Origin of the sequence: Schleiferia thermophila, assembly GCF_003337435.1 — a bacterium.
Classification (GTDB): Bacteria; Bacteroidota; Bacteroidia; order Flavobacteriales; family Schleiferiaceae; genus Schleiferia; species Schleiferia thermophila.
The window spans coordinates 54,442-77,766 of sequence record NZ_QPJS01000005.1; the positions used below are offsets into that span (position 1 = coordinate 54,442).

At 44.6% G+C, this 23,325-nt stretch carries 21 protein-coding genes; 14 read left to right on the forward strand and 7 right to left on the reverse strand.

From position 1 onward, the window contains the following. Positions 1-14 precede the first annotated feature (14 nt). Genes DES35_RS09945 through DES35_RS09965 form a run of 5 tightly spaced genes read right to left on the reverse strand, consistent with a single transcriptional unit; the run spans position 15 to position 4,959 of the window. Positions 15-1,184, reverse strand: a complete 1,170-nt coding sequence (locus tag DES35_RS09945; RefSeq protein WP_037359909.1) for a glycosyltransferase family 2 protein — start codon at positions 1,182-1,184, stop codon at positions 15-17. Between the two features lie 3 nt (positions 1,185-1,187). Continuing rightward, positions 1,188-2,042 carry a glycosyltransferase family 2 protein gene (locus DES35_RS09950; RefSeq protein WP_037359907.1) on the reverse strand — a complete coding sequence of 285 codons (855 nt, stop codon included), beginning with the start codon at positions 2,040-2,042 and terminating at the stop codon, positions 1,188-1,190. Positions 2,043-2,052: 10 nt separating this feature from the next. Next, positions 2,053-2,895 (reverse strand): glycosyltransferase family 2 protein, encoded by an 843-nt coding sequence (locus DES35_RS09955; RefSeq protein WP_051889385.1) that lies wholly within the window; start codon positions 2,893-2,895, stop codon positions 2,053-2,055. An 11-nt stretch (positions 2,896-2,906) separates the two neighbouring features. After that, positions 2,907-4,037, reverse strand: coding sequence for a glycosyltransferase family 4 protein (locus DES35_RS09960; RefSeq protein ID WP_114366511.1), 1,131 nt, complete (start codon positions 4,035-4,037; stop codon positions 2,907-2,909). A gap of 4 nt (positions 4,038-4,041) precedes the next feature. Further along, on the reverse strand, positions 4,042-4,959 hold the full coding sequence (locus DES35_RS09965; protein WP_114366483.1) for a glycosyltransferase family 2 protein: 918 nt from the start codon (positions 4,957-4,959) through the stop codon (positions 4,042-4,044). A 270-nt stretch (positions 4,960-5,229) separates the two neighbouring features. On the opposite strand from DES35_RS09965, the gene DES35_RS09970 reads away from it, so the two are divergent. The 5 genes from DES35_RS09970 (at position 5,230) to DES35_RS09990 (ending at position 9,481) form a co-directional block, all read left to right on the forward strand. Further along, positions 5,230-6,042: a hypothetical protein gene (locus DES35_RS09970; RefSeq protein ID WP_114366484.1), complete on the forward strand. Its 813-nt coding sequence runs from the start codon at positions 5,230-5,232 to the stop codon at positions 6,040-6,042. Next, on the forward strand, positions 6,017-7,501 hold the full coding sequence (locus DES35_RS09975; protein ID WP_051889384.1) for an O-antigen ligase family protein: 1,485 nt from the start codon (positions 6,017-6,019) through the stop codon (positions 7,499-7,501). Before DES35_RS09970 ends, DES35_RS09975 begins: the two co-directional genes overlap by 26 nt. A gap of 56 nt (positions 7,502-7,557) precedes the next feature. Then, complete coding sequence (locus tag DES35_RS09980; protein ID WP_160171994.1) at positions 7,558-8,148, forward strand: NADPH-dependent FMN reductase; 591 nt, start codon at positions 7,558-7,560, stop codon at positions 8,146-8,148. A gap of 26 nt (positions 8,149-8,174) precedes the next feature. Further along, positions 8,175-8,648, forward strand: a complete 474-nt coding sequence (locus tag DES35_RS09985; RefSeq protein ID WP_125039463.1) for a hypothetical protein — start codon at positions 8,175-8,177, stop codon at positions 8,646-8,648. A gap of 83 nt (positions 8,649-8,731) precedes the next feature. Next, positions 8,732-9,481 (forward strand): TrmH family RNA methyltransferase, encoded by a 750-nt coding sequence (locus DES35_RS09990; RefSeq protein ID WP_051889383.1) that lies wholly within the window; start codon positions 8,732-8,734, stop codon positions 9,479-9,481. Here DES35_RS09990 and DES35_RS09995 read toward each other — a convergent pair. Then, positions 9,471-9,779 carry an isoamylase early set domain-containing protein gene (locus DES35_RS09995; protein WP_037359897.1) on the reverse strand — a complete coding sequence of 103 codons (309 nt, stop codon included), beginning with the start codon at positions 9,777-9,779 and terminating at the stop codon, positions 9,471-9,473. The genes DES35_RS09990 and DES35_RS09995 overlap by 11 nt on opposite strands. A gap of 773 nt (positions 9,780-10,552) precedes the next feature. Here DES35_RS09995 and DES35_RS10000 point away from each other — a divergent pair. The 9 genes from DES35_RS10000 to DES35_RS10045 all read left to right on the forward strand — a co-directional run bounded on the left by DES35_RS10000 (position 10,553) and on the right by DES35_RS10045 (position 20,272). After that, positions 10,553-12,376 (forward strand): RecQ family ATP-dependent DNA helicase, encoded by a 1,824-nt coding sequence (locus DES35_RS10000; RefSeq protein ID WP_114366485.1) that lies wholly within the window; start codon positions 10,553-10,555, stop codon positions 12,374-12,376. A gap of 59 nt (positions 12,377-12,435) precedes the next feature. Next, positions 12,436-13,578 (forward strand): acyl-CoA dehydrogenase, encoded by a 1,143-nt coding sequence (locus tag DES35_RS10005; protein WP_037359895.1) that lies wholly within the window; start codon positions 12,436-12,438, stop codon positions 13,576-13,578. An 84-nt stretch (positions 13,579-13,662) separates the two neighbouring features. Next, a complete protein-coding gene (hemE, locus tag DES35_RS10010; RefSeq protein WP_037359893.1) occupies positions 13,663-14,715 on the forward strand; it encodes a uroporphyrinogen decarboxylase in 1,053 nt (350 codons plus the stop codon). A gap of 77 nt (positions 14,716-14,792) precedes the next feature. After that, positions 14,793-15,875, forward strand: coding sequence for a cytochrome-c peroxidase (locus DES35_RS10015; RefSeq protein WP_037359891.1), 1,083 nt, complete (start codon positions 14,793-14,795; stop codon positions 15,873-15,875). A gap of 149 nt (positions 15,876-16,024) precedes the next feature. Next, positions 16,025-16,492 (forward strand): hypothetical protein, encoded by a 468-nt coding sequence (locus tag DES35_RS10020; protein WP_037359889.1) that lies wholly within the window; start codon positions 16,025-16,027, stop codon positions 16,490-16,492. Beyond that, complete coding sequence (locus tag DES35_RS10025; RefSeq protein ID WP_037359888.1) at positions 16,485-17,525, forward strand: hypothetical protein; 1,041 nt, start codon at positions 16,485-16,487, stop codon at positions 17,523-17,525. The genes DES35_RS10020 and DES35_RS10025 overlap by 8 nt, the downstream gene beginning before the upstream one ends. Further along, entirely contained in the window at positions 17,479-17,859 is a 381-nt protein-coding gene (locus DES35_RS10030; RefSeq protein WP_114366486.1) for a hypothetical protein, read from the forward strand. Before DES35_RS10025 ends, DES35_RS10030 begins: the two co-directional genes overlap by 47 nt. A gap of 321 nt (positions 17,860-18,180) precedes the next feature. Further along, a complete protein-coding gene (locus tag DES35_RS10040; protein WP_037359882.1) occupies positions 18,181-18,996 on the forward strand; it encodes an enoyl-ACP reductase FabI in 816 nt (271 codons plus the stop codon). An 85-nt stretch (positions 18,997-19,081) separates the two neighbouring features. Beyond that, the gene (locus DES35_RS10045; protein ID WP_051889381.1) at positions 19,082-20,272 is read left to right on the forward strand and encodes a hypothetical protein; all 1,191 of its coding nucleotides are present in this window, start codon (positions 19,082-19,084) and stop codon (positions 20,270-20,272) included. Between the two features lie 64 nt (positions 20,273-20,336). Here the strand turns inward: DES35_RS10045 and DES35_RS10050 are convergent, their stop codons facing one another. Then, positions 20,337-23,213 carry a DUF4961 domain-containing protein gene (locus DES35_RS10050; protein ID WP_051889380.1) on the reverse strand — a complete coding sequence of 959 codons (2,877 nt, stop codon included), beginning with the start codon at positions 23,211-23,213 and terminating at the stop codon, positions 20,337-20,339. Positions 23,214-23,325 lie beyond the last annotated feature (112 nt).

Genomic DNA, 23,325 nt, shown 5'->3' on the forward strand with positions numbered 1-23,325 from the left:
CATGTGAACAAAAATTAAATAGTGGCACGCCTGGCGCGTTCCCAGGTTGCTTTTTGTGTTCCCCTCAACCATCTGAAAAATCCAGCAAACACAGCATAATTCATCAGCGTGAAGTAAAACGGAACAAACAGCAATTTTACTTTCATTTTTTTGCTTTGAAGATACCATCCCAGGAGAGCCAGTACGTAAAAAATTATCTGAGCAATTAGGAGAAAAACATAGACTCCCCCCCTGTTTGCTAAAAAAATGTTCAGTATAAAAATTATCGGCAATACAAAAGCAGCAATACTCCATCTGAGTACCCGGTGAGATGTGTAAAGGAATGTCAGCAACGGATGTCTGAAAACATTGAATGCAGGCAATAGCCTTGACATGCTTTGCCATCCTCCGGCACAAATTCGAACTTTGCGCTTTAGCTCTTCCTTTACATCGGCTGAGGCTGTTTCCATAGCATATGCTTCAGGCTCATATATCACTCTATATCCTTTTAATGCAATGCGCATGCTTTGCATGAAATCGTCCAGTATTGTGTCTTCTTCCAGGTCCTCCACCAGATCGGTCCTAAAGGAAATGAGTTCTCCGGCCGCTCCTACTACGGTGCGCATTTCCGAATCCATTTTTTTTAAGGTGCTTTCATACTTCCAATACAGCCCTTCACCGGCTGCTGATGCGCCCTCTGCTTCTTGATTCATGATCCTTTTCTCTCCACTTACAGCCCCTACTTCAGGGTCTTTATAGTGTTTTACCAATTCGCGAATCGCATTTTTATTGAGCAGTGTATTGGCATCACAAAATACTACTATGTCGGATTTTACAAACCTCATCGCCCTGTTTTCGGCGGCTGCCTTGCCGGCCCTTCTGTCTTCGTGCAGCACTTTAACCCTTCCATCTTTTTCAAGTAGCTCTTTAGTGCGATCCGTAGATCCATCTGTGATAAAAATGATTTCAAATTTATCTTTCGGATAATCGAGCTGGAGACAGTTTTCTACTTTTTTAAGAATAAAATCTTCCTCATTGTAAGCTGGCACGACCAGTGTGACCGTAGGCTCAAAGACTTCGTTGCGTTCAGGTGTGGTCTTTTTGCTAAATAAGCGCTTTATTCTCAAGAGAATAAAGAGTATCATTCCATAGCCCACATAGGCATAAAACACAATGAAGAGCAAAAGCCAAAAAACCGTTTCCATGTTTTATCTTTTTTTCTGAGCAGAAAAGTAATGCGTGAAATATTTGAGATTGTATTTCAAACGGATCCAAAGCGCTTTTGCTATCGGTCCATCGGCTTTCATCCGCCTGGCAGATGTGTAAATAAAAGCTTTTGCCGATGGTACCATTCGAATCTTGCCAAATTTACTGAGTTCAAAGGCCAAAGTCCCATCACTACCTCTTTTCAGTCTTTCGTCGTAACCGCCAATTTGCAAGGCGACATCTCTGACATACGCGCTACTGGCACCTCCGCAGTTGAGGTGAGGTCTTTTAAAATTTTTCAGATAAACACCTAAAAGTTTGATGTATTGATAGATGTAAAGCGATATGGGATACTGATTGTCGTCGTCGTAAAACACATGAAGGCTATAGGTACAGACCACGTGGCTGTCTTTGAGCATGGGTTGAATCATCAGCTCCGGCCATTTGGGCTGGTAAATGGTGTCTACATCTCCTGAAATTACAAATTTGCCTTTAGCAGCTTTTAGTCCAGCGTTTCGTGCCCGGGCAATTCCAGGTGTTGGTTCGAAAACTGACTTCACGCCACATCTGTCGAGAAATTCCTGAGTCTTGTCGGTGCTGTTGTTATTGACTACAATGATTTCAATCGGATACTTGCTCTCAATATCTGCCAAACTGGCCAGGGTTGGCAATATGTTTTCTTGTTCATTCCAGGCGATTAACACTATCGAAATTAGAGGGTCAGCTGGCTGAAACTTTTTGAATTTTTGGTGAATAGACTCAAAAATTGTCGGATCTACCTGTTCGAAAGGGATTTTTCTGAGCTTTAGGTACGCCCTTATTGGTAACGGCACGTAAAATCTGGACAGTCTCAACATGGTAGCTGTGTTAATTTCTCAATTGGGTAAAATAATCAGTGAAGTTGTTTAACTGTTTTTTTACGCGGATAAAAAAAGCCCGGCCAATTTTGCCATCAGCTCTCATACGTCGGTTGCTGGTGTAAATGTAAGCCCGACGACTTTTGACCATTTTTAATTTGCCTTTTTTACTGAGTTCGAATGCCAAGGAGCCATCTTCCCATCGGATTAAGTCGATATTGTAGCCTCCCGCTGCCAAGGCATCTTCTCTTCGAAAAGCCATAGATGCACCACCACAATTGAGATGTGGCCTTTTGAGGCTGTGTAAAAATTTATTCGCGTGTTTAAGGTATTGATAAATATGTAGTTCCACCGGATACAGCATGTCGTCTGTGTAGAGTACGTGCATGGAGTAAGTGCCTGATACTTTTGGTTCTGAGACCAAGGGAGCCGTCATTTGAATGTGCCAATCTGGAAGATATACGGTATCTGTATCACCTGTTACGACATACTTACCTTTTGCCTGAGACAAACCACATTGCCGAGCTGGACCTGCCCCGACTTTCTTTTCCACTATGGTCTTGACTCCAAGTCGTCTAAGTATTTCTGTTGTTTTGTCTGAGGAATCGTTGTTTACCACCAAAAGTTCGATCGGTATGGAAGTATCAAATTCGGCTACACTTGACAGAGTACACAATATCCGATCTTCTTCATTTCTGGCAATGAGAACGACAGATATTTCGGGATTTGGATGATTTAGTTGGGTCAACTTGTTGCGCCAGTAGGTCCATTGATTTTCAGGAATGGTCTCGATTGGTTTTTTGAGCCATATCAGATGTTGCTTTACGCTGCGTGGCAAGACAAACCGGGGCATACAATGGGAATTTATGTTAGTTGTTTATAATGGTTCACCAGTTGGGAGGCTGAGTTTTCCCATTTGAATGTTTTGGCTCTTTCATATCCGCGCTCTATCAATGTGTTTTTTAATTCCTGATCTCTAAGAACTTTCCGGATAGCGGAGGCGATGATAGAAGGATTGTGAGGATCTACCAACAGTGCTGCCTGACCAGCCACCTCAGGCATTGAAGTCACATTGCTTGTAATCACCGGAGTTCCACAGGCCATTGCTTCCAGTATTGGAATTCCAAAAGATTCCCGAATGGAAGGGTAGAGAAACAAATCGGCTAATGACAAGATAGCCGGTAAATCTGTGTTTTTGATATAGCCGGTAAAATGTATTTGACCGATGATCTCAGGGATTCCATTTTTTTCCAAAAGGTTCTTGACAAAATCCCGATTGAGGTCCCCCAAAAGCAATTTATGTGACTGATTTGATTGTTTACTGAATTCGGCAAATGCTTTCAGGGTGTTTTCTGTATTTTTTTTGGGATCTGTATTGCCCAGAAATACGATGTACCTCTCCGGAAGGCGATATTTTTCGGTCACTTCCTGCAATTTCCGGCGATCGGTAATTTTTTTGAAATGACTGCCCACTCCATTGTATATCACATATAGTCTATCCTTGATGGAAGGTAAAAAACGCAGGACATTTTCAACCTCGTACTGACTGACGGTAAGTACCCTGTTGGCCGCAGGTATGGCAGCTTTGACAACCCATCTCCTGTACATATTGCCAAATCGCTGGTAGGGAGTATATCCTGGAGCAAACAAAGGAAACTTTTCCAGGTAGATGACATCGTGAAGTGTGACCAAAAGCGGGATGCTGTGCCAGACCGGTGCAGTATTGGAAGTGCAGTGCAACAAGTGCACCCGGTCGCGCTCTGCACGGCGAGGCAACCAGACTTGCTCCCACAGCGGATACGGCGCTTTATGCACTATCACCTGAAAATTGCCTCCGGACTCGATGCACGGGTCATCGCCTTCATTTACATAGATAAAATATTCATTTTCATTGTCAATTTTTCTCAGTGCTTTCAACAATTCCAAGGCAACGAAATCCATTCCGTGCTTTTTTCTTCTGAAAATCCGCTGAGCTTCAAATCCGATTCGAGCCATCGCATTAAATTTTTTCAACGACCAAAGGCCTGACTTTGGCCGAATGTGTCAGATTCCAAAAAAATGCTTTCCAGAGGGCTTTGAGCAATCTGTATTCTCCTTTTGACAGAAATCTAAAAGTATTTACAGGCATTGAGACGAGGGTAAAAAAAATCCAGGCCGAGAGCAATCGTGTGCCACTGAAATTCCTCCTGGCAAAAAGGAGTCTGTTTCTGTTGAGATAATATACTTTGAGAGGACTCATTCCGCCCACTGACACAGACTCGCGGTGAATAATCTGCGATGTGCCCACATACCAGATTTCATAGCCGGCCTTCCTGATTCGTTCATTCCAGTCCACCTCTTCATAATACAAAAAGTAATCTTCGTACATTTCTCCTACTTTTTCAATTACTTTACGTGGGACAATCATGGCAGCTCCATGAATGTATGAAGTAGGTCGTATATCGCGATATTGACCCACGTCCGGCTCCTTGTAGCCGATTCCTTTGTTTCTCACAGTGTAAGGATTGATTGGCGTAGTACCGGCATACTGCAGCAATCCGGGAGGCTGATGATAGACTATTCGCGGACTGGCCATACCACATTCGGGGTGCTGTTGGAAGTGTGTGACCAGAGGTTCAAGAAATCCGGGTGTTACCAGCACATCGTTGTTGACAAAAAAAATATACTCTCCTGTGCAGTGCTTCAGACCAAAGTTATTGCCGCCGGCGAAGCCAAGGTTTTTACCAGTTTTTACAAACTTTATTTCGGGAAAAGTCTTCGGTATTGCATCAGGAGAATCCTTCTCACTGCCATTATCAACGATAACTATCTCTACATTTGGGTAGCTGACTTTTTTTAGTGAGTCGATTAGCTCAAGTGTCATTTGTGTCTGATTAAAATTGACAGACAAGACACTTACCAGCGGAAAGGATTTCATTCAGGTAAATTCTGGCAGTAAATGTATTTAATCCCCTCAAATACAATAAATGATTTTCTACATAGAAGTTCTATGGGTTCGCAATAAAAAATCCACTTTTATGCTGCGCAAAGGGGTTATTGCAGTCTGTAGTATCGAAATTTTTCAAGGTGTTAAGTGTTCAAAATTAAGTTTAGCCGCACATTGTTTGTTGACACTGAGCCTTTGGAAGAAAAAATAGTTAGATAGTAGCAACATCGAGGTATTTTTGTGTGAAAGTTTTTCGAAGGAATGAAGCAATTCCAATTGATACTGTTGTGCATTGGTTTTTTGTCCACCCAAAGTCAGCCCAAAAATCCGGAGCCTCTGATTGAACCCCTTGGCAAAAAGTATGTTCTTATCGATCGTGGCATTACAGGTTTTATGTACAGCATCGATGGTCAGTGGATCAGCAGCCCGATGAAAATTCCTGCTCGACTAAATTCCAGAGATAAAGAGGGCTTTAAAGTAAAAGACAATTCTCTGGGTACAGACAATATCAAATATCTCTACATGCATCGAATCAAATACGGCAACACCCAACTCTATGTATTGTACAAATTTTACACTGTGGGGTATTATAAATATGAAGCTACGAAGAAAGGTTGGAAAGAGGAAATCAGAGCATACTATTATGTACTTGATGATGAAGGGATTCAAAGTATTTTGAACTCTCCGAAAGAAGATGTGATGCTCAAAATAAAGATTTACGATTCTGGTGAAATTGGCCATACCAAACCCTCCAATGTTCAGAAAAAAGCATTGCTTCAAATCCGGATAAAAAAAGAATATGACAGGCAGTTGATCTTTCACATTGACAGGTCTCAGCCAGACGGATTGGTAAGGTTTTTCTTCTACTCACAGCACAAAGTATTTAAGGATACGGAAGGAGTTATTAAGCCTGATTTTAAGATTTCAGGCAGATCTCTATATGCTCAGCAAACCTTGCTTCAGTACATGTATTATCAGTTAGAGGCAGAGGAATTGGACAATTTTTTAAAATTGATCAATCCAAAGTTCAAAGACGACGAAGAAGAACATGTCTCAAACGCAGGACAGAATTAATCGATTCTTTCAAAACGATGTCGTAGCAGAACTGCTTCGATGGTTGGCTTTTTTGGGTTTAGCAGCTTTCACTGCTGTCCTCATCGCAAAAAAAGGCATCGCCATTGGGGCCGTACTATTGGCATTGCCGGTAGTGGTCGCCTATTTTCTTCTGTTTTTCAGGTATCCCAAGTTGGGTATATATACTTCCCTGGTTATCAGTTTTGTGCTTCCGATGGTCAACCGCTGGGGCGATTATTACGGCATTCCTCTGCCTCCCCTTGGATTGGGGGTGGACATCCTGCTTGTACTTACCTACGTGGTTGTGATTCTGAAATACTGGAGGCGGGTTGATTTTTCGGCATTGAGCAATGATGTAATGCTTCTTCTTACCATATGGATGGCTTATATCATCCTACAAGTTGCCAACCCACTGGCCTACAGCTTCGCGGCCTGGTTTTACTCCATGAGGGGTATTGCATTGTACCAGTTGCTGATCATCGGGCTGGGATTTTGGATGTTCAATAGTAAAAAAGACTTTTACAACTGGCTTCATTTGTTTCTCGCCTTCTCAGCCCTGGGCATTTTGTGGGCCATTAAACAAAAGTTCATCGGAGTATCTCCGGCTGAGCAAAAGTGGCTGGACGACGGAGAGGCCACCACACATGTGCTCTTTGGCAAGCTGAGAATTTTTTCCTATTATTTTGATGCGGGCACTTTTGGGGCAGCCATGGGGCATGTAAGCATCGTGTCAGCGGTGCTTTTTCTAGGACCCTATTCCAGGGTAAGGAAGACCTTTTACTTCTTGATGGCATTGTTTGGTTTTTATGCGATGATGCTCAGCGGCACCCGTGGTGCACTGGCTGTACCCGGATTGGGCGGCATAGCTTTTTTGGTAATGTCAAAAAATGTGAGACTTCTGCTGGCTGGAGCATTGGTCATGATCAGCGGCTTTGTATTCTTGAAATACACCACTCTGCTCCAGAGCAACTATGAGGTCAATCGACTTCGAACAGCACTGGATAGCGACGATCCCTCACTCAACACCCGAAAACGAAATCGAAAACGACTGACCGAATATCTTAGAGATAAACCTATAGGTGGAGGTGTGGGGACTACTGGTAGTTGGGGTAAAAGATTTTCACCTGGCACCTGGCTGGCTGATTTTGAACCCGATGGTCTCTACACCCGAATCAGGGCGGAAACCGGCCTTATCGGCCGTCAGTTTTATGTTTGGATGTGGCTGTATATACTCTTTAAAGCTATCTGGAAAATCTGGAAAATGCCTGCCGGCACAGAAGAGCACAATGTATCCATGGCTCTCATGGCCGGCTACGCCGGCATTCTGATGGCCAACTATGGCAATGCTGTCATGACACAGCACCCGATAAGCCTGGTCACTTTTCTGTCCATCTCCACAGTGTATACCATCCATCGCTGGAACAATCCGACCAAGCCCTATCGCGACAAGGAATGGTAGCCTGTTGCCTGAAAACAAAAGAACCACATATGCCGTATCTAAGTAAACACAAAGCAATGAACATTACCATCCTCTCCGGAGCTACGCGCGGTTACAGCAATTCTGTTTACGTGGCTACGCGAATCAAAGATATACTAACCTCTATTGATCGCAATCTGGATGTATTGCTGATCAACAACAGGGAAGTCCAGCTACCGGTATATGAAGACAACGATTTTCTCGACAGCCGGGAACTGGAAGCCATCCAAAAGGTTTCATCCCAGCTAAAAAGCGCTGATGCGCTGGTCATCGTTTCTCCGGAATACAACGGAGGAATGGCAGGAGCTCTTAAAAACACCCTTGACTACTTCAGAAAAGAATACGAATGGAAACCTATGGGCCTGGTCAGTGTCACATCTGGTACGCTTGGCGGCCAAAATGCCATGAATCAAATGGCTGCCTTCGCAAGCTATGTGGGAGCATGCCTGTGTCCTACCCGATTGCTCGTAAGCCAGGTCGATTCGGTGGTCAAAGCTCCGGCTTCTCCAGAAGCGTTGAGATTTGAAACCAATGCAAAAAAGTTTTGCAATGATTTGCTTTACTTTACAGAAGTTGTAAAAACCGGCATGTTAAATCTTAAAAACAAGGAATTTCTTAAGCAGATCTAATTACCTTTGTTAAAATGTTTACTCCCATGAAAAAAATTAAAATTTTTGCTTTTGTCTCCGCATTAGCGCTCTTCTACGCCTGCAATTCCAGTCAAAAAGAGGAAGAAACCAGTGAACAAAACACGGAGATGTACGAAGAAGAAAATGAGGATGCGCATCACGACCACGATCACGACCACGGTCAACACACAGACCACCATGGTGCCGACCAGGCAAATGCAGATCAGTCAACTCCCGCCCAGCAACAGCAAACAAGCTCCCGTACCAAAAGAACTGCTACCAGCCAGGAAGAACAACCCGGACAAACAACTACTCTAAAAGAAGCTATACAGCAACAAGGCACACAACTTCAAACGCCACAGACCCAGGAACCTGGGGAAAAAAAGACTCAGGCCTCTGATGATGCCCAAAAAGCCACTCAGGAGCAGCAGAAAGAGTACCGCAAAGATTTGATGCGCAGAAGCCGAAACAATACTGAAAAGACTGGCGAAGGCCAATAAATTATCTGCTTAATTTGGAAAGAAGCCGCCCCAAATGGTGGCTTTTTTATTTTTGAACACCCTATAAAGCCTGGTTGTCAGCTATGCCGCTCTCTAAAAGTGAAATCAAACTGATACGGTCCCTACGACTTAAAAAATACAGGTATCAGCACCAACTTTTCGTAGCCGAAGGAAAAAAATTAGTAGAAGATCTCTTGCTTTCGAACGCAATTCCTTACAAACTACTCTCCACCGATGAAACAGACAGCCATACCTATCAATATATCAGCCCGAAGGATATGGCGTCGATTAGTCTACTGGAAGCACCCTCAACTCATTTAGGCGTATTCCACATACCTGCTGAAGTCCATATTGAGCAACTACAACCCAAACAATTTTTTGCCCTTCATGCCCTGCAAGACCCTGGAAATCTCGGTACTATCATTCGCTCAATGGATTGGTTTGGTCCGGTACCTGTAGTCATTTTACCGGGCACTACCGATCCATTTTCACCCAAAGTAGTTCAGGCTTCAATGGGAAGTATCTACAGGGTCCCAATCATCAGATGCCGGCCTGATGAGCTGTTGAATTATCTAAAAAAAGAAAACATATCTCTCCTTGCTGCCCATATGACCGGACATCCTATTGACCAGTTTTCGGTTCCAGCCCGTTTTTGTCTGGTTATAGGCAATGAGGGAAAAGGACTGACAGACTTTTCTCTTCTGCCAGACTTTTTGGTAAGCATCCCACCTTCGCCACTTTCAAAAGCCGAGAGCCTTAATGCCTCCGTATCGGCAGGAATCCTGGCTTACCGGCTATTTAGCTCAGGGAGCAGAGATATTCTTACAGTTTGAGAACCCCGTTTTGTGCGTCGCCTATACCAGCCGGCACCAGATCATCGGCCTGGCTGTCGTTGATGTAGTCGGTTCCGTTAATTACGTATCTAAACTGATACGTAGAATCTTTTGGAAGCTCTACCTGAAGGCTGAATCCACCGGACTTGAGCTTTTTCATCGGGTGAGCAGAAGGGTCCCAGCCATTGAAATCGCCAACCAATGAGGCGGTCTCAGCATTGTGCACTTCGGAAGCATCAAGGGTGAAGCTCACCTTGCACACATCTTTGGTCTTAAAGTATTGCTTTTTGATTGCCATAGCAAGAAAATTTGTTGACAAAATTAGCAATCAAAAATTCTAAAGCAAACTTAATCAATATTTTACACATTTCCTTAAGCGTACCCAACTCCTGTACATTTCGTACTACTTTTCTGTTGTTTTCAAAGTTTGGTTTTGTTTTTCCAACGATAGCTTAAACATCATGTAAAGAAAACCATGTACAAAGTACACGACTCTTCTCCAGATCTGCCAAATCCTTTTACATTAGTTTTGATCATACTCACATCAGGGCCAGTAGTGTACTTAGGTACATTCGTATAGAAAAATTAGAAAATATCCGTCCATTCTTTTTTACATTTGAGAGATTTGAAACTGTTGTAAATTTTTTATTTTTTTTTGACGGAAAATATTCACCATTAAAGAGTCCAATAAGCTTTGGTTTTAACTAAGTTTTTTGATTTGCCGGTGAAAAACTTCCTGGGTTCCTATTTCAAAATCAGCTGATGCGTGATATCGTTCCTTTAGTAGTTGCACATCAGATGGAAGGGGCTTTAGAATAGGCGATTTTCCTTAGTAATCCGAGATATTGAAAAGGATACATTCATTTTTTGGTTGCGCAGAGAACAATATTTAATTCGCATGCTATACGCGTTCCTACTCTACAACCTATCAAATCCCCGGTCTTGGACAGCGGAAGGGATACGTGTAGGGCATTGTGCTGTGCAATACATCGCAGAAGTAAACTTATCTGCCTCCTTGACAGCCATTGATCTCATGTACCTTTGTTGTTGAGACCAGGAGTAATTTGAACGTTGACACCGATAGAAGCACTTCGACAGTATTGGGGGTTTGATGCATTCCGGCCATTACAGGAAGAAATTATTTCCTCCTCAATGAACGGCGTGGATACCCTTGCTCTGCTTCCGACGGGAGGAGGAAAATCGCTGTGCTACCAGGTGCCGGCACTTTGCCTGCCAGGGTTGGCGCTTGTTATATCTCCTTTGATAGCTCTGATGAACGATCAGGTAGCTAACCTGAAAATGAAAGGAATAAAGGCAGCAGCCATCACCTCACATCTCTCGAAGCGGGAATGGATTGATGTGCTCGACTCCAGCGAGAGGGAAGATCTGAAACTTCTCTATCTGAGCCCGGAAAGACTCCTGCATCCCCTGGTACTGGAAAAAATCACTGCTAAAAAAATTTCCTTGATAGCAGTAGATGAAGCCCACTGCATCTCCCAATGGGGTCACGATTTCAGACCAGCCTACAGGAAAATCGCTCAATTCAGAAACGCCCTTGGTATCGACATTCCTTGCCTGGCACTCACAGCTACAGCCACACCCCGGGTCGTGGACGACATCGTTCGATCGCTCAACTTCAGAAATGGCTATCAGGTGTTTAAAAAAAGCTTTCACCGACCCAATCTCAGCTACAACATCCGTCTGGTCGAAAACAAGGTTGACGCTCTTATAGAAGCCTTGCGGGCCGTACCTGGAAGCGCAATTGTATTTATGCGCCAAAGACTAAAAACCGCGGAAGTGGCCCAAGTACTCAAAGCCAGAGGCATCAGCGCTGATTTTTATCATGCAGGGCTTCCGGCTCAGCTACGAAAGGAAAAGCAACAAGCCTGGATGGACGATAAAATCCGGGTAATGGCTGCGACCAATGCTTTTGGTATGGGAATCGACAAACCGGATGTACGTCTGGTGGTCCACCTCGACATAGTCCCCTCGCTTGAAGAATACTTTCAAGAGGCCGGCAGAGCCGGCCGTGACGAAAAGAAGGCCTATGCAGTCTCCTTTATCACTGCAGCTGATCTCAGGAAAATAGAGCAACTGTTGCAAACAGGCTATCCCACCATCGATGAGATCACCACCCTCTACCAAAAGCTCCACGAATTTCTACGATGTGCTGTCGGACAAGGACAATGGGATAAATTTCCATTTTCAATTCAGAAATTCGCACAATATGTCAATCTCCCCAAAAGCAAATGTTACGAAATCCTCAGTTGGCTGGAGCGGGAAGGTTATATTGCCCTTGACGATGAAGTACTCCAACAATCAAAATTAAAGCTGTATCTGGACTTCAGAGATTTTGACAAGCGATATGCTGCCCACTCGGATATGGTAGATGTGGTAAAAGCAGTCCTGAGACTTTATGAAGGGGTCAAGCATTCATCTGTTGATATCGAAGAAAGCCGCATCGCCTATGCAGCAGAACGCTCCGAAAAACTGGTCAGACGTGTACTGTACCAATTGAGCAGAACCGGCGACGCTGACTACCACCCTAAAGAAACAGACGGATATATCACATTGCTCACCAATCGAATTGAAAAAAAATACTTTACCATCAATCATAAAGAATATAACGAAAGAAAACGACACTACCTCGACCGACTGAAAGCAGTTAAAAGTTTCTATCAAAGCACAACTGAATGCCGGGTGACCATGCTGCTACGCTATCTTGGCGAACATCGCCCGCAACCCTGTGGGTGCTGCGACTTTTGCAGAGATGCCCGAAAAGCCCGTAATAACGACCTCAACCCTGACCTGCTGCGCAAAGCCTCTGAAAATGAATGGATCATACGAGATAATACGGGTAAAATACTTTGGAAAAATTCGGTGAACAAGTCATAAATAGCCCTTGTATCGACATTACATTTGCCCGGATAACCAATCGATAAACGAGAAGAAAAATGAATTTTCAACTGACCGAAGAACACATAATGATCCAGCAGGCTGCAAGGGATTTTGCACAGAATGAGCTGTTGCCCGGTGTCATTGAAAGAGATACTCATGAAAAATTCCCCGCCGAGCAAATTAAAAAAATGGGTGAACTCGGATTTATGGGCATGATGGTCGATCCTAAATACGGAGGTGCAGGGCTGGATACCATCAGCTATGTACTGGCCATGGAGGAAATTTCTAAGATCGATGCATCCGCTTCCGTATGTATGAGTGTCAACAATTCACTGGTATGCTGGGGACTGGAAAAATATGGAACCGAAGAACAGAAACAAAAATACCTGGTTCCCCTGGCCAAAGGTGAGATCATCGGTGCCTTTTGCCTCTCCGAACCTGAAGCCGGTAGTGATGCTACCTCCCAAAAAACCACCGCCATCGACATGGGCGACTATTACCTGCTCAACGGTACCAAAAACTGGATTACCAACGGCAACTCGGCCAGCGTATATCTGGTCATGGCGCAAACCCACCCCGAAAAAGGCCATCGCGGAATCAACTGCCTGATTGTCGAAAGAGGCATGGAAGGTTTTGTCGTAGGTAAAAAAGAAGAAAAAATGGGCATACGTGGCTCCGATACACATTCGCTCATGTTTACAGATGTGAAAGTTCCCAAAGAAAATCGCATTGGCGAAGACGGATTCGGATTCAAATTTGCCATGAAGACCCTCTCCGGCGGACGCATTGGGATTGCTGCCCAGGCACTGGGAATCGCTTCAGGAGCCTACGAGCTTGCCCTTAAGTACAGCAAAGAGCGCAAAGCCTTTGGCAAAGAAATCTATAAGCATCAGGCCGTTGCCTTTAAGCTCGCCGATATGGCCACTGAAATAGAGGCTGCCCGCCTGATGACCCTTCGCGCTGCATGGCTCAAGGATCAAGGTCTTCCCTTTGACAAAGAAAGTGCCATGGCCAAGCTCTTCGCCTCTGAAATAGCTATGAAAACCACGGTCGAAGCTGTGCAAGTCCACGGCGGATATGGCTATGTAAAAGAATTTCACGTAGAACGACTGATGCGCGATGCCAAGATCACTCAAATCTATGAGGGCACCTCAGAAATTCAGCGTATCGTCATTTCCAGAGCCATCCTTGACCAGTAACTGTTCAAGCTCACAGGCAGGTGCTTCAGCCTCTGAAAAATCTCAGAGGCTTACTTAGAATTCCATTTACTTGAGTTTGAATCCATGACTTTACAAAATACATTTCAATCAGACCATTTATTGCTCAAAGCCCTCCGCGGTCAAGAGGTTTCAAGACCCCCGGTGTGGATGATGCGCCAGGCCGGCCGATACTTGCCGTCCTACATGCAATTGAGAAGAAAATACGATTTTTTTACCCGGGTCCAGACACCAGAACTCGCCTGTGAAATCACCCTCCAGCCTGTAGACCAAATAGGGGTGGATGCAGCCATTCTGTTTAGCGACATTTTGGTAGTGCCTCAAGCCATGGGTCTTGAAGTCCAGTTAGTGGAAAACAAAGGCCCCTACCTTCCAAAAACCATTGAAAACCGCTCCGACATCAATTCACTCGTAGTATCCGAAGCAGCCGATCGACTAGGCTACGTCTATGAGGCTATACGGCTGATAAAGTCTGAGCTCAATGGCAAAGTACCTCTAATCGGTTTTGCCGGAGCACCATTTACCCTACTGTGCTACATGGTAGAAGGCAAAGGCTCAAAAAACTTTGACAAAGCAAGGCAATTTTGCATTCGCCGGCCGGATCTGGCACACATGCTACTTGCCTCCGTTACAGAGGTCACAACAGAATATCTGAAACGCCAGGTACAGGCCGGAGCCGATGTGGTTCAGGTCTTCGATTCCTGGAGCGGACTGCTCTCACCGGATGATTTCAAAGCATTTGCTGAGCCGTATTTGCTATCCATAGCGGAGGCACTGGCGCCATTAGCTCCTGTCATATTATATCCAAAAGGCTCCTGGTATGCGCTACAAGACCTCTCCAATTCGCCTTACGTCGCTGCCCTGGGAGTAGACTGGTGCATCAGTCCGTCAATGGCCCGCAAATTAACCGGTAGTACTATCACCTTGCAGGGCAATTTTGACCCGGCACATTTGCATGCCCCCGTCGATCAGATTAAGAAGGAAGTTCACCGTATGATCCGGGAATTTGGCCATCGCCGTTACATCGCCAATCTCGGCCACGGCATCACTCCCGATGTGCCGGTTGACCATGCCAGAGCCTTTGTAGATGCCGTAAAAAGCTATACGCCGGATATGTGATGTTCAACGCATTTTTGCTTTGAATTGAAACAAATAAGATGGGTTTTGACTTAAATTTGTAGTCAAGGTCGCCGATAATGAGAGGTAATGCACTTGTTTTTTGGATGATTGTCGGGCTGGTGGTTGTTGCAGCCTGTTCCAAAGATACCAAAGGGGCTGAACCTGTCCATACACCGACGCCGTATCAGCTGAAGGTTCCAAGAGGGTTTCCTCCCCCATTGCTCAACCCCGACAATCCACTCACTGTAGAAGGAGTTGAGCTCGGACGTCATCTTTTTTACGAAAAAAAACTCTCCCGCGACAATACCTTGAGCTGCGCCAGCTGCCACAAGCAGGAATTTGCATTTTCCGATGCTCCTAATCGCTTCAGCAAAGGGGTAGATGGACTCAGCGGCAGTTTCAATGCCATGCACATTGTCAATATGGCATGGCTGCAACACTTTTTTTGGGATGGCCGCTCTCCAAGTCTCGAAGAACAGTCCTTTCATCCGGTGGTCGACCCTCTGGAACTGAATACTACCTGGGAATCTGTGTTGGAAAAGCTCCGGCAGACCCCCAAATATCCGCCTATGTTTAAAAAGGCCTTTGGCACAGAAGAAATTACAGTGGAAAGAGTCACTAAAGCCATCGCCCAATTCGAACGCACGCTGATATCAGGCAACTCCAAATTTGACCAGTGGCAGAGAGGTGAAGCTCAACTCACTGAGCTGGAGCTGTTTGGTTTTACCCTTTTTGAAACCGAAAGAGGAGACTGCTTCCACTGCCATGGCTCCACCACCACAGGCAATCTTTTTGGCGCTTTTGGTCAATTGGTCTTTACCAACAATGGCCTCGAACCTGACGCCACCATGCCCCCAGGCCGAATGAATGTAACCGGTAATCCCGCTGACCGCGGGAAATTTAAAATTCCTTCCCTCCGCAATGTAGCCGTTACCTTTCCCTACTTCCACGATGGCAGATTCCAAAACCTCCAGGAAGTCATCGAATTCTACAACATGGGCGGGCACCCCTCCAACACCATTGATCCCAATATGAAAGCTGCGGGTGTAGGTCGCAACTGGACTCAATACGAAAAAAGCGCCTTACTGGCTTTTTTAAACACCCTCACTGATGTGGAATTCCTTACCAATCCTGCCTTCTCCGATCCAAATGAAGAGTAAACAAGATTATACGACACTTTATTTTTAGATATTATTTAACATTATTCATTTGGAAATATACCCCCCCCCCTCATATTTGCAAAGCTTTAACTAAAAGTGGCCATCTGGTTAAGCACTTCAACCCATTGTTTAACCAAAAAGTTAACGTAATGAAAAATGCAATTTTTGCCCTATTGGCCATGGCAGCCATCTCCTTCAGCTGTCAAAAAACCGAGCCATTCACGCCCCAAGCCCAAGTACCTGAGTTGAGTCGTGTACCCGATACCATTTACCGGGCTACGTTTCTGCCTAATAAATGGAGTGGTACAAAATTAGAATGCATAAATGAAAAAGGTGATTGCTTTGATGAGGTGGAAGTCAGAACCATCCCCTCGGATCAACGAGACCTGCTGGCAGCTATGCTCACCATGGAGCCGGCACAAGTAGCCGAAGTATTTGCCAACAACCGGCTCAGTGCATTCGCTGACTTTGCCAGACCTGAATTTGAAGACATTCTTCAATACCTCAGCGCCCAGGGCGCAGTGGTAGAAAAAGTACTTGCTCAAAACACAGATTTTTATAAATTTAGCTCCACAGAAGGTACGCTCTTGTTCGTAATTCCAGTGGTCAATGATTAAAACATACTATTTACCTACAGCACAGGCAGGTTTACTGCTTGTGCTTTTTCTCTTTGCATCATGCAGTCAAAAAAAGCAAGAAAAAGCACCCAATATGGTGCTTGAAAGAGAAATCTATCTGGGCGATCAGCTGTATGAAAAAATACAAATCAACTCAATAACCGATGAGGGAGTTTTTATTCTAAACAAAGGAAAACAACAAATATGTCTGCATACCGAGGATACTGTGCTATACTGTGTTGATTTAAAAAGATATACCAATGGCAGGCCTGTTTTTTCGTGCTCATTTCTCGATACGTGCAACTTTATGCTTGATGTACTTAATTATAATGACACTACAAAAAGTTTCATGGGGATATTATATGATGACAGAACATACATCAATTACATTGTTTCGAAAAATTGCGTCCTGAAAGAATTTATAATCGACGATTTTTCAGGCCATGAAGATGCAATACATTTATTGTATGGATTAAAAAATTTTTCGGACAAGTATGTTGTACTGGAAAGACTGCCCCAGGAAATAAATTATTCAAAAGTTAATCAAGCTTCTTATTTGGAATTGCGTGATTTTGAAGGGAATCTTTTAAACAAAATCACAGAAGACCCCAGTAAAATAAAATACAATTTTTTATACGCTGTTTGTGAAGATGGGCTATATTTTGTAAAAGCTGAAGATTCCTGGAAAACAAACAAACTTTTAGGTTTAGATACCGTGTATTTCATGAATGAACATGAAATAAAACCGGTATTTTGCTTCCCAATGAAACCATATAAATCAACGTTAATTGCCTACTGTCCTGACACAAGGTCTATTGCATTGCTCTACATTATATTGGATGAAACTTCTGAACACTACAACCGGAAAGTAGTACTTATCTATAACCTGGACAAAAAAACACACTATTACTTTCCTGTTCGCCGGGATTTAGTATTTATCCCCTTTCAAATTCACAAGGGAAAACTATATTTTCACAAATACAACCATGAAAACCATACAATCAGCCTTTATTCTCATACTATTCGGCATTAAAACCATCGGGTGTTCTTCAGAAAATCGCGATTTTCTGGACATTTCACCCCAATCCGAAATCACTGATAAAAACTACAACCTCATAGTCATCAACCCCAAGCAATGCTTCTCCTGCATCAGAAAAAACGAAGAACTCATTGAACAAGCCAGAAAAGACACTTCACAAGAATATGTAATACTCCTGCCAACCAATTTTTCATGCGTTAACCCGGCCTACAAAGGATTTACTTTAGTCTACTACGAATTAAACCGCTCTACCTTCCCATTCGATGAGTCGTTTATTGCCAACAAATACAAGCCGAAAGGAAATAATCTGATAGTGTATAAAAATTAATCCACCTGCACAAGCAGTATGAAAAACAGAAGAATTCTGAAAATATCTATCCTTAGCTAATTAAAAGCTCTTCACTGTAAGAGGTTAAGCCCGTCCAGGCTATTGGTTCTGAGTCACCTGCACAGTAAGAATAGCTTCAGTGAATTCGCTGTATGTATGACACCAGGAATCGCATGATTGCTGTTTGTTTATCAATTTCTCGAAGAGCATATTCTGCCGGGATTGTGGTGAATGCCGGAAAAATCAGTTTGTCCGATATTTCAATGACTGTGAAACCCGAAAAGAAAAAATTGCTCTACTTTTGGCCAAAAGCAATAAGCAATGGCATTTAATTTATTGAAAGGAAAAAAAGGGATCATTTTCGGAGCTCTTGATTCCAACTCCATCGCCTGGAAAGTAGCAGAGCGTGCTTTTGAAGAGGGAGCGAAATTTACACTGACCAACGCTCCAGTAGCCATGCGCATGGGTGAAATACAAAAACTGGCCGAAAAAACAGGTTCAGAAATCATTCCGGCAGATGCTACATCGGTCGAAGACCTGGAAAATCTCTTTGCGAAATCCGTTGAAATACTCGGTGGTCCGGTCGATTTTGTTTTGCATTCGGTTGGCATGTCGGTCAATGTGCGCAAAGGCCGCCCATACACGGATCTCAACTACGACTGGCTGGCCAAAGGATGGGATGTATCGGCGGTATCTTTTCACAAAGTACTTCAGACCGCCTGGAAACTAGATGCCATTGCCGAATGGGGCAGCGTAGTGGCTCTTACGTACATAGCAGCGCAGCGCACCTTTCCCGACTACAGCGATATGGCCGAAAATAAAGCCTATCTGGAATCCATTGCCAGATCCTTTGGGTATCACTACGGAATCAGGAAGAAGGTTAGAATAAACACCATATCGCAATCCCCTACACGTACCACGGCCGGCAGTGGTGTCAAAGGGTTTGACGCTTTCATTGATTACGCAGAGAAAATGTCGCCTCTCGGCAATGCTACCGCCGATGACTGTGCCAACTACTGTGTAGCGCTCTTCAGCGACCTGATGCGACGGGTGACCATGCAAAACCTTTATAACGACGGAGGCTTTAGCAGCATGGGCGTGTCCGAACTGGTGATGAAGCACTTCGGAACCGACTAAGTCTCGTTGACCAAAATTTTTTGGCAGAAACCGGCATCTGTACAGCCGGTTTTTTTGTTTAAGACGGTACAATGGCAAATCATACATGAAAAAGTTCGCAACCGTTATTTTTTCTTTGATAAGTTTCACACTTGGAATGAGTACACATCCGGCTACAGCACAGCCATCGCTGCAAGGTTATGTGCGTTACTTTCCGCTGCTAAGCATGGATCGCAGAGATTTCAGCTTTTCACCAGTCAATCATACGATTCACAACAGAATAAACTTCAGTTATTCGCATAGCTTTATTAGGGTATATGCCGGCCAGCGAACCAGGCTTTTTTCAGGCCCCAACGCTTCCAATCCTTTTTTTAAAGCCTTCCTGGAAAATGACCTGAATGGCCCGATTGACATGAGCTTTGTGCTGCATCAACGAGGTGATTTTCTGGCCCATACCATTACTGATAGATTTTACCTGGATTTTATGGGCGATACCTGGCAGTTGTCCATCGGTCGTCAACGCATCAATTGGGGTATCAATCTTGCAACCAACCCGCAGGATTTGTTTAACAATTACTCCTTTTTTGACTTTGACTATCCGGAGCGACCGGGGGCCGATGCCATCCGGGTTCAACGATTTCTTAGCCCAACCTCCCGAATAGAAGTAGCTGCTGCTCCCGGGCGAAAGAGATCTGCCGCAACACCCGGCAGGTGGGAAGTGCAGAATTCGGTGCTTGCCGCCTTATGGGCGTTTAACAGCAACGGCTATGATGTTCAACTGACAGCCGGCTACTTCAGACACCGGTGGCATGGTGGCATCGGCTGGGCCGGACATTTGTGGAATGCAGGCTTCAAAGGCGAAATCAGCTATTTTCACGATATCGAGCCACTGCAGGGTGTTCGGCCCGGAAATATAACCGCTACCATCAGTGCTGATTACAGTTTTGAAAATGGAGTTTTCCTGACCCTTGAAACTACTTTTAATCAGAGAAGATCCTCCGGCGGTGGGTTAAATCCGCTTACAGCCCTCATCCCCCGCAGCGCTGATGATGTGGCTTTTTCACAATGGCAGGTGCTGGCCGTAGCAACCTATCCGATTAGCCCGGTGCAGAGTTTTACCTTATCAGGCATCTGGCTCCCGGAGGAGAAATTGCTCTTTGCCGGCCCCTCTTATGTGTACAGTGTTTGGAAAAATGTGGACATTAACTGCCTGGCACAGCTCTTCTTCGCTCCAAAAGACAACCCCATCAATGCCGCAGGGTATACGCTGGCACTACTCGCCACATGGAGTTTTTGAAAGACTTCGGATTTCTGAATTGAAAAAAGCCGGACTTTGCCGGCTCTTTGCTCTGTGTACATGTTCATCTGGTCAACTTGTTGATCCGGTAGGTAGCGCTATGGTGTTTTCCGGACAGCTTTAAAATATACAATCCCGGGCGCAATTTGGCACCAGAGTCGTCTGCCCCGTTCCACCAGTAAAGTTGATTTCCAGCTTCTAGCTTCTCTCCTTTGAGTAAGGTGTGCACCTTTCTGCCACCCAGATCATATATTTCCAGGGTAATTTCATCGGGCAGAGAGAGGTAAAAGTCGATGGAGGTCCCGGCTGAGGTCATGGGATTGGGATATGTCCTGAGGCCCGGATCGTCTAAAAACCTGGTAATTTCGATTTCATCCGTTGATAGTGGTATGACGGGAGACAAGTCAGGAGCAGGAAGCTGCAGAGTCGTGTAAATGCGGTATTCGCCCGGCTGAAGGGTGATTTGTGCATTCAGATCGGTCACATTCAGGCTGGTGCTGGTAAAATATTCATACCAGGTGCCCGTCTTGTTAAATCCCGGAACAAAGGAAATGGGTTGTACGTGAATGTTTCCAAGAATGACCACATCCATGGTCGGGTGGTAAAGAAAAATTCTCTTGATCAGGCCTCCAACATCGAGGTTAAAATTATTGGTCGAAAAAGCAGGATATTGGGTTTTAAGTTTTGAAACCGCTGCATACACTTTATAGAGGCGGGCCCTGTTGGTCACCTGAATGTAATCCCAACGTATGGGCTTGCGATCGGTACGGCAGTTGGGACTTATTGTTCCGTTCGAACAATAATTGATTGAATAGGGATACCCCAATTCGTCAAACTGCCACCACATTTTAGGACCAGGAATGGGAATCAGCAAAGCAGCGATCATCTCAGAGCGTTTCAAGGCTGTGTTGAGCTCCCTTACATTATGGGCCTGATTGGAAGTATTGCCAAAGTTGAGCGCTTCATACACCAGTCTTTCCTCGTCATGGCTCACGGCATATCCTATCAGATGGGGATGATTCCATCCTCTGGCTTGATGGGATACCCAGCTGAAATTGCTATTGGACTGAAAACCCAGGATGCTTTGCTTGTATTGCTCGTGCATCATTCCCCAGAGCATCATTCCGTTGTTGGCAAGTACGGTTTCTTCGTCGTTGTCGGCAAAGTGCTCCAGAATCACATAAGCAGTGGAATCGACACTCCAGATGTGTGACGAATAGTCCAGCCAAATGTTGATACGGCTCTGGTCGTACTGATTCCAGGCAGCTATATTGCCAAGGGTGAAGTTTTGGGTAAATCCCTTGGAAAGGTCAAACCGATAGCCGTCGATCTTAAATTCTCTGATCCAATACTCCATTACGCGTTTTGAGAATTGGCGGGTGTGCGGACTTTCGTGATTGTAGTCATAGCCTACGCCAAAAGGATGGCGGTCGGTTTCGTTAAACCACGGATTGTCGGGCGTTGGCTGTCCAAACTGGCCGGCATTGGGATTGAAATACATCCGGACCTGCGGATTCTGACCAAAGGAATGGTTCAGCGCAATATCGAGTATTACGGCGATGCCGTTGCGATGGCACTCTTCTACAAAGCGTTTAAAATCGTTTTTTGTTCCGTAATATTTGTCTACAGCAAAGTAAAACATGGGGTTGTACCCCCAGCTTTCGTTGCCTTCAAACTCCATGATCGGCATGATTTTCACGGCATTGATGCCCAGTTCCTTCAAATAAGGGAGGGTGTCTTTCAGCGATTTGAAATTGTGGGAATGGATAAAATCTCTTACCAGCAGTTCATAAATCACGAGTTTTTCCTTCGGAGGCCTTTGATAGCTGATGGTGGTATCCCATTGATACGGCTCTTCACCCGGTTGCAGTACGGATACCACATGCGAAGTTTTTCCATAAGGATAGCCGATCAGATTGGGATATACGGTTGGAGGGATAAAGGGATCGTTCCAGGGATCGAGTTGCAGATCGGCGTATACATCCCCCACTTGTAGCAGGGTTGAGTCGATCCAATATTGATATCGGTATTGCTGTTTTGGGGTAAGGCCATTGATTTGAATCCACCAAATATCTCCGTTTTGGTTTTTTTTCATGAAATACTTGGGATCGAGCTCCCAATCGCTCCAATCGCCTACTGCATACACAAATTGTTTATTAGGTGCATGCAGACAGAGGATCAATGACGAGTCGTTTAAGTAATTGATTCCATACTTAATGTTGGCCGGAGGATTTTGCACAGATACAGGTGGCTGTACGATAAAATAAATTGAATCGTGAACAGTGGTTGAGCCATTGGAAGCCTCGAGCGAAATGTAGTGTTTTCCAAACCCTAGCAAATTGGTATTGATGCTGGCTGTGATGGTTTTAGCATTGGTTTGCTGACTGATTGTAGTGCCGTTTACTTTAATGCTCAAAGTTCCAAAGTCGCTGGAAGCACCTTCAATTTCGATCACCTGATTGATTTGCCGGATTTGATGGTTTCCGAAAGGTTTAATAAGCTTCGCTGCAAATTGGCCCGGCTGGTAGACATCTACGAAGATGTCGCTTCCATCGGCATTGCGCCCTACCCTGGTGCCAGAAGCATTCCGGAAAACAAAAGCCATCTTATGCACTATGGTGCCGGTAGGCAGGTTGTAAAAGGTAGGGATGTGATAGGTGATTTGATGTTTGTTGTTGCCAATTGGAGTCATGAGCACTTTTGGGTCTGCCGTACCCCAATTGCCCTGCACATGCATCCAGGAAGTGGGTGTAGGACTAGTATTGGTGATGACTCCAGTGTGAGCGTAAATGGGCACGAAACCAGCAAGAGCACCATTGCCTTGGGTAGCATCGTAAATGATCGTGACCGTATCGTTTTGAGTCGGAAAAACAGGGATTGTAGTTATTACCTGGGCATGCACCCCAATCCCTGCCAGGCATACAAACAATATTTTCCTCATGTCTGCTAAAATAAAATTGCTAATATAGTGTAATAATTACACTAACCGAACAGCATTAGGTAAATCATATCATTTTTCTTTTCTATATACAAAAATTGGCCTTTCAAAGTCT

Coding starts and splice junctions, on each gene's coding strand:
- DES35_RS09950 (WP_037359907.1), bottom strand. CDS start 2,042: ATGTTGAGACTGTCCAGATTTTACGTGCCGTTACCAATAAGGGCGTAC.
- DES35_RS09985 (WP_125039463.1), top strand. CDS start 8,175: ATGAAAAAAATTAAAATTTTTGCTTTTGTCTCCGCATTAGCGCTCTTC.
- DES35_RS10030 (WP_114366486.1), top strand. CDS start 17,479: ATGAAAACCATACAATCAGCCTTTATTCTCATACTATTCGGCATTAAA.
- DES35_RS09960 (WP_114366511.1), bottom strand. CDS start 4,037: ATGGCTCGAATCGGATTTGAAGCTCAGCGGATTTTCAGAAGAAAAAAG.
- DES35_RS09945 (WP_037359909.1), bottom strand. CDS start 1,184: ATGGAAACGGTTTTTTGGCTTTTGCTCTTCATTGTGTTTTATGCCTAT.
- DES35_RS09975 (WP_051889384.1), top strand. CDS start 6,017: ATGTCTCAAACGCAGGACAGAATTAATCGATTCTTTCAAAACGATGTC.
- DES35_RS09955 (WP_051889385.1), bottom strand. CDS start 2,895: ATGCCCCGGTTTGTCTTGCCACGCAGCGTAAAGCAACATCTGATATGG.
- hemE (WP_037359893.1), top strand. CDS start 13,663: ATGACTTTACAAAATACATTTCAATCAGACCATTTATTGCTCAAAGCC.
- DES35_RS09980 (WP_160171994.1), top strand. CDS start 7,558: ATGAACATTACCATCCTCTCCGGAGCTACGCGCGGTTACAGCAATTCT.
- DES35_RS09990 (WP_051889383.1), top strand. CDS start 8,732: ATGCCGCTCTCTAAAAGTGAAATCAAACTGATACGGTCCCTACGACTT.
- DES35_RS10040 (WP_037359882.1), top strand. CDS start 18,181: ATGGCATTTAATTTATTGAAAGGAAAAAAAGGGATCATTTTCGGAGCT.
- DES35_RS10015 (WP_037359891.1), top strand. CDS start 14,793: ATGAGAGGTAATGCACTTGTTTTTTGGATGATTGTCGGGCTGGTGGTT.
- DES35_RS09970 (WP_114366484.1), top strand. CDS start 5,230: ATGAAGCAATTCCAATTGATACTGTTGTGCATTGGTTTTTTGTCCACC.
- DES35_RS09965 (WP_114366483.1), bottom strand. CDS start 4,959: ATGAAATCCTTTCCGCTGGTAAGTGTCTTGTCTGTCAATTTTAATCAG.
- DES35_RS10045 (WP_051889381.1), top strand. CDS start 19,082: ATGAAAAAGTTCGCAACCGTTATTTTTTCTTTGATAAGTTTCACACTT.
- DES35_RS10050 (WP_051889380.1), bottom strand. CDS start 23,213: ATGAGGAAAATATTGTTTGTATGCCTGGCAGGGATTGGGGTGCATGCC.
- DES35_RS10005 (WP_037359895.1), top strand. CDS start 12,436: ATGAATTTTCAACTGACCGAAGAACACATAATGATCCAGCAGGCTGCA.
- DES35_RS09995 (WP_037359897.1), bottom strand. CDS start 9,779: ATGGCAATCAAAAAGCAATACTTTAAGACCAAAGATGTGTGCAAGGTG.
- DES35_RS10020 (WP_037359889.1), top strand. CDS start 16,025: ATGAAAAATGCAATTTTTGCCCTATTGGCCATGGCAGCCATCTCCTTC.
- DES35_RS10025 (WP_037359888.1), top strand. CDS start 16,485: ATGATTAAAACATACTATTTACCTACAGCACAGGCAGGTTTACTGCTT.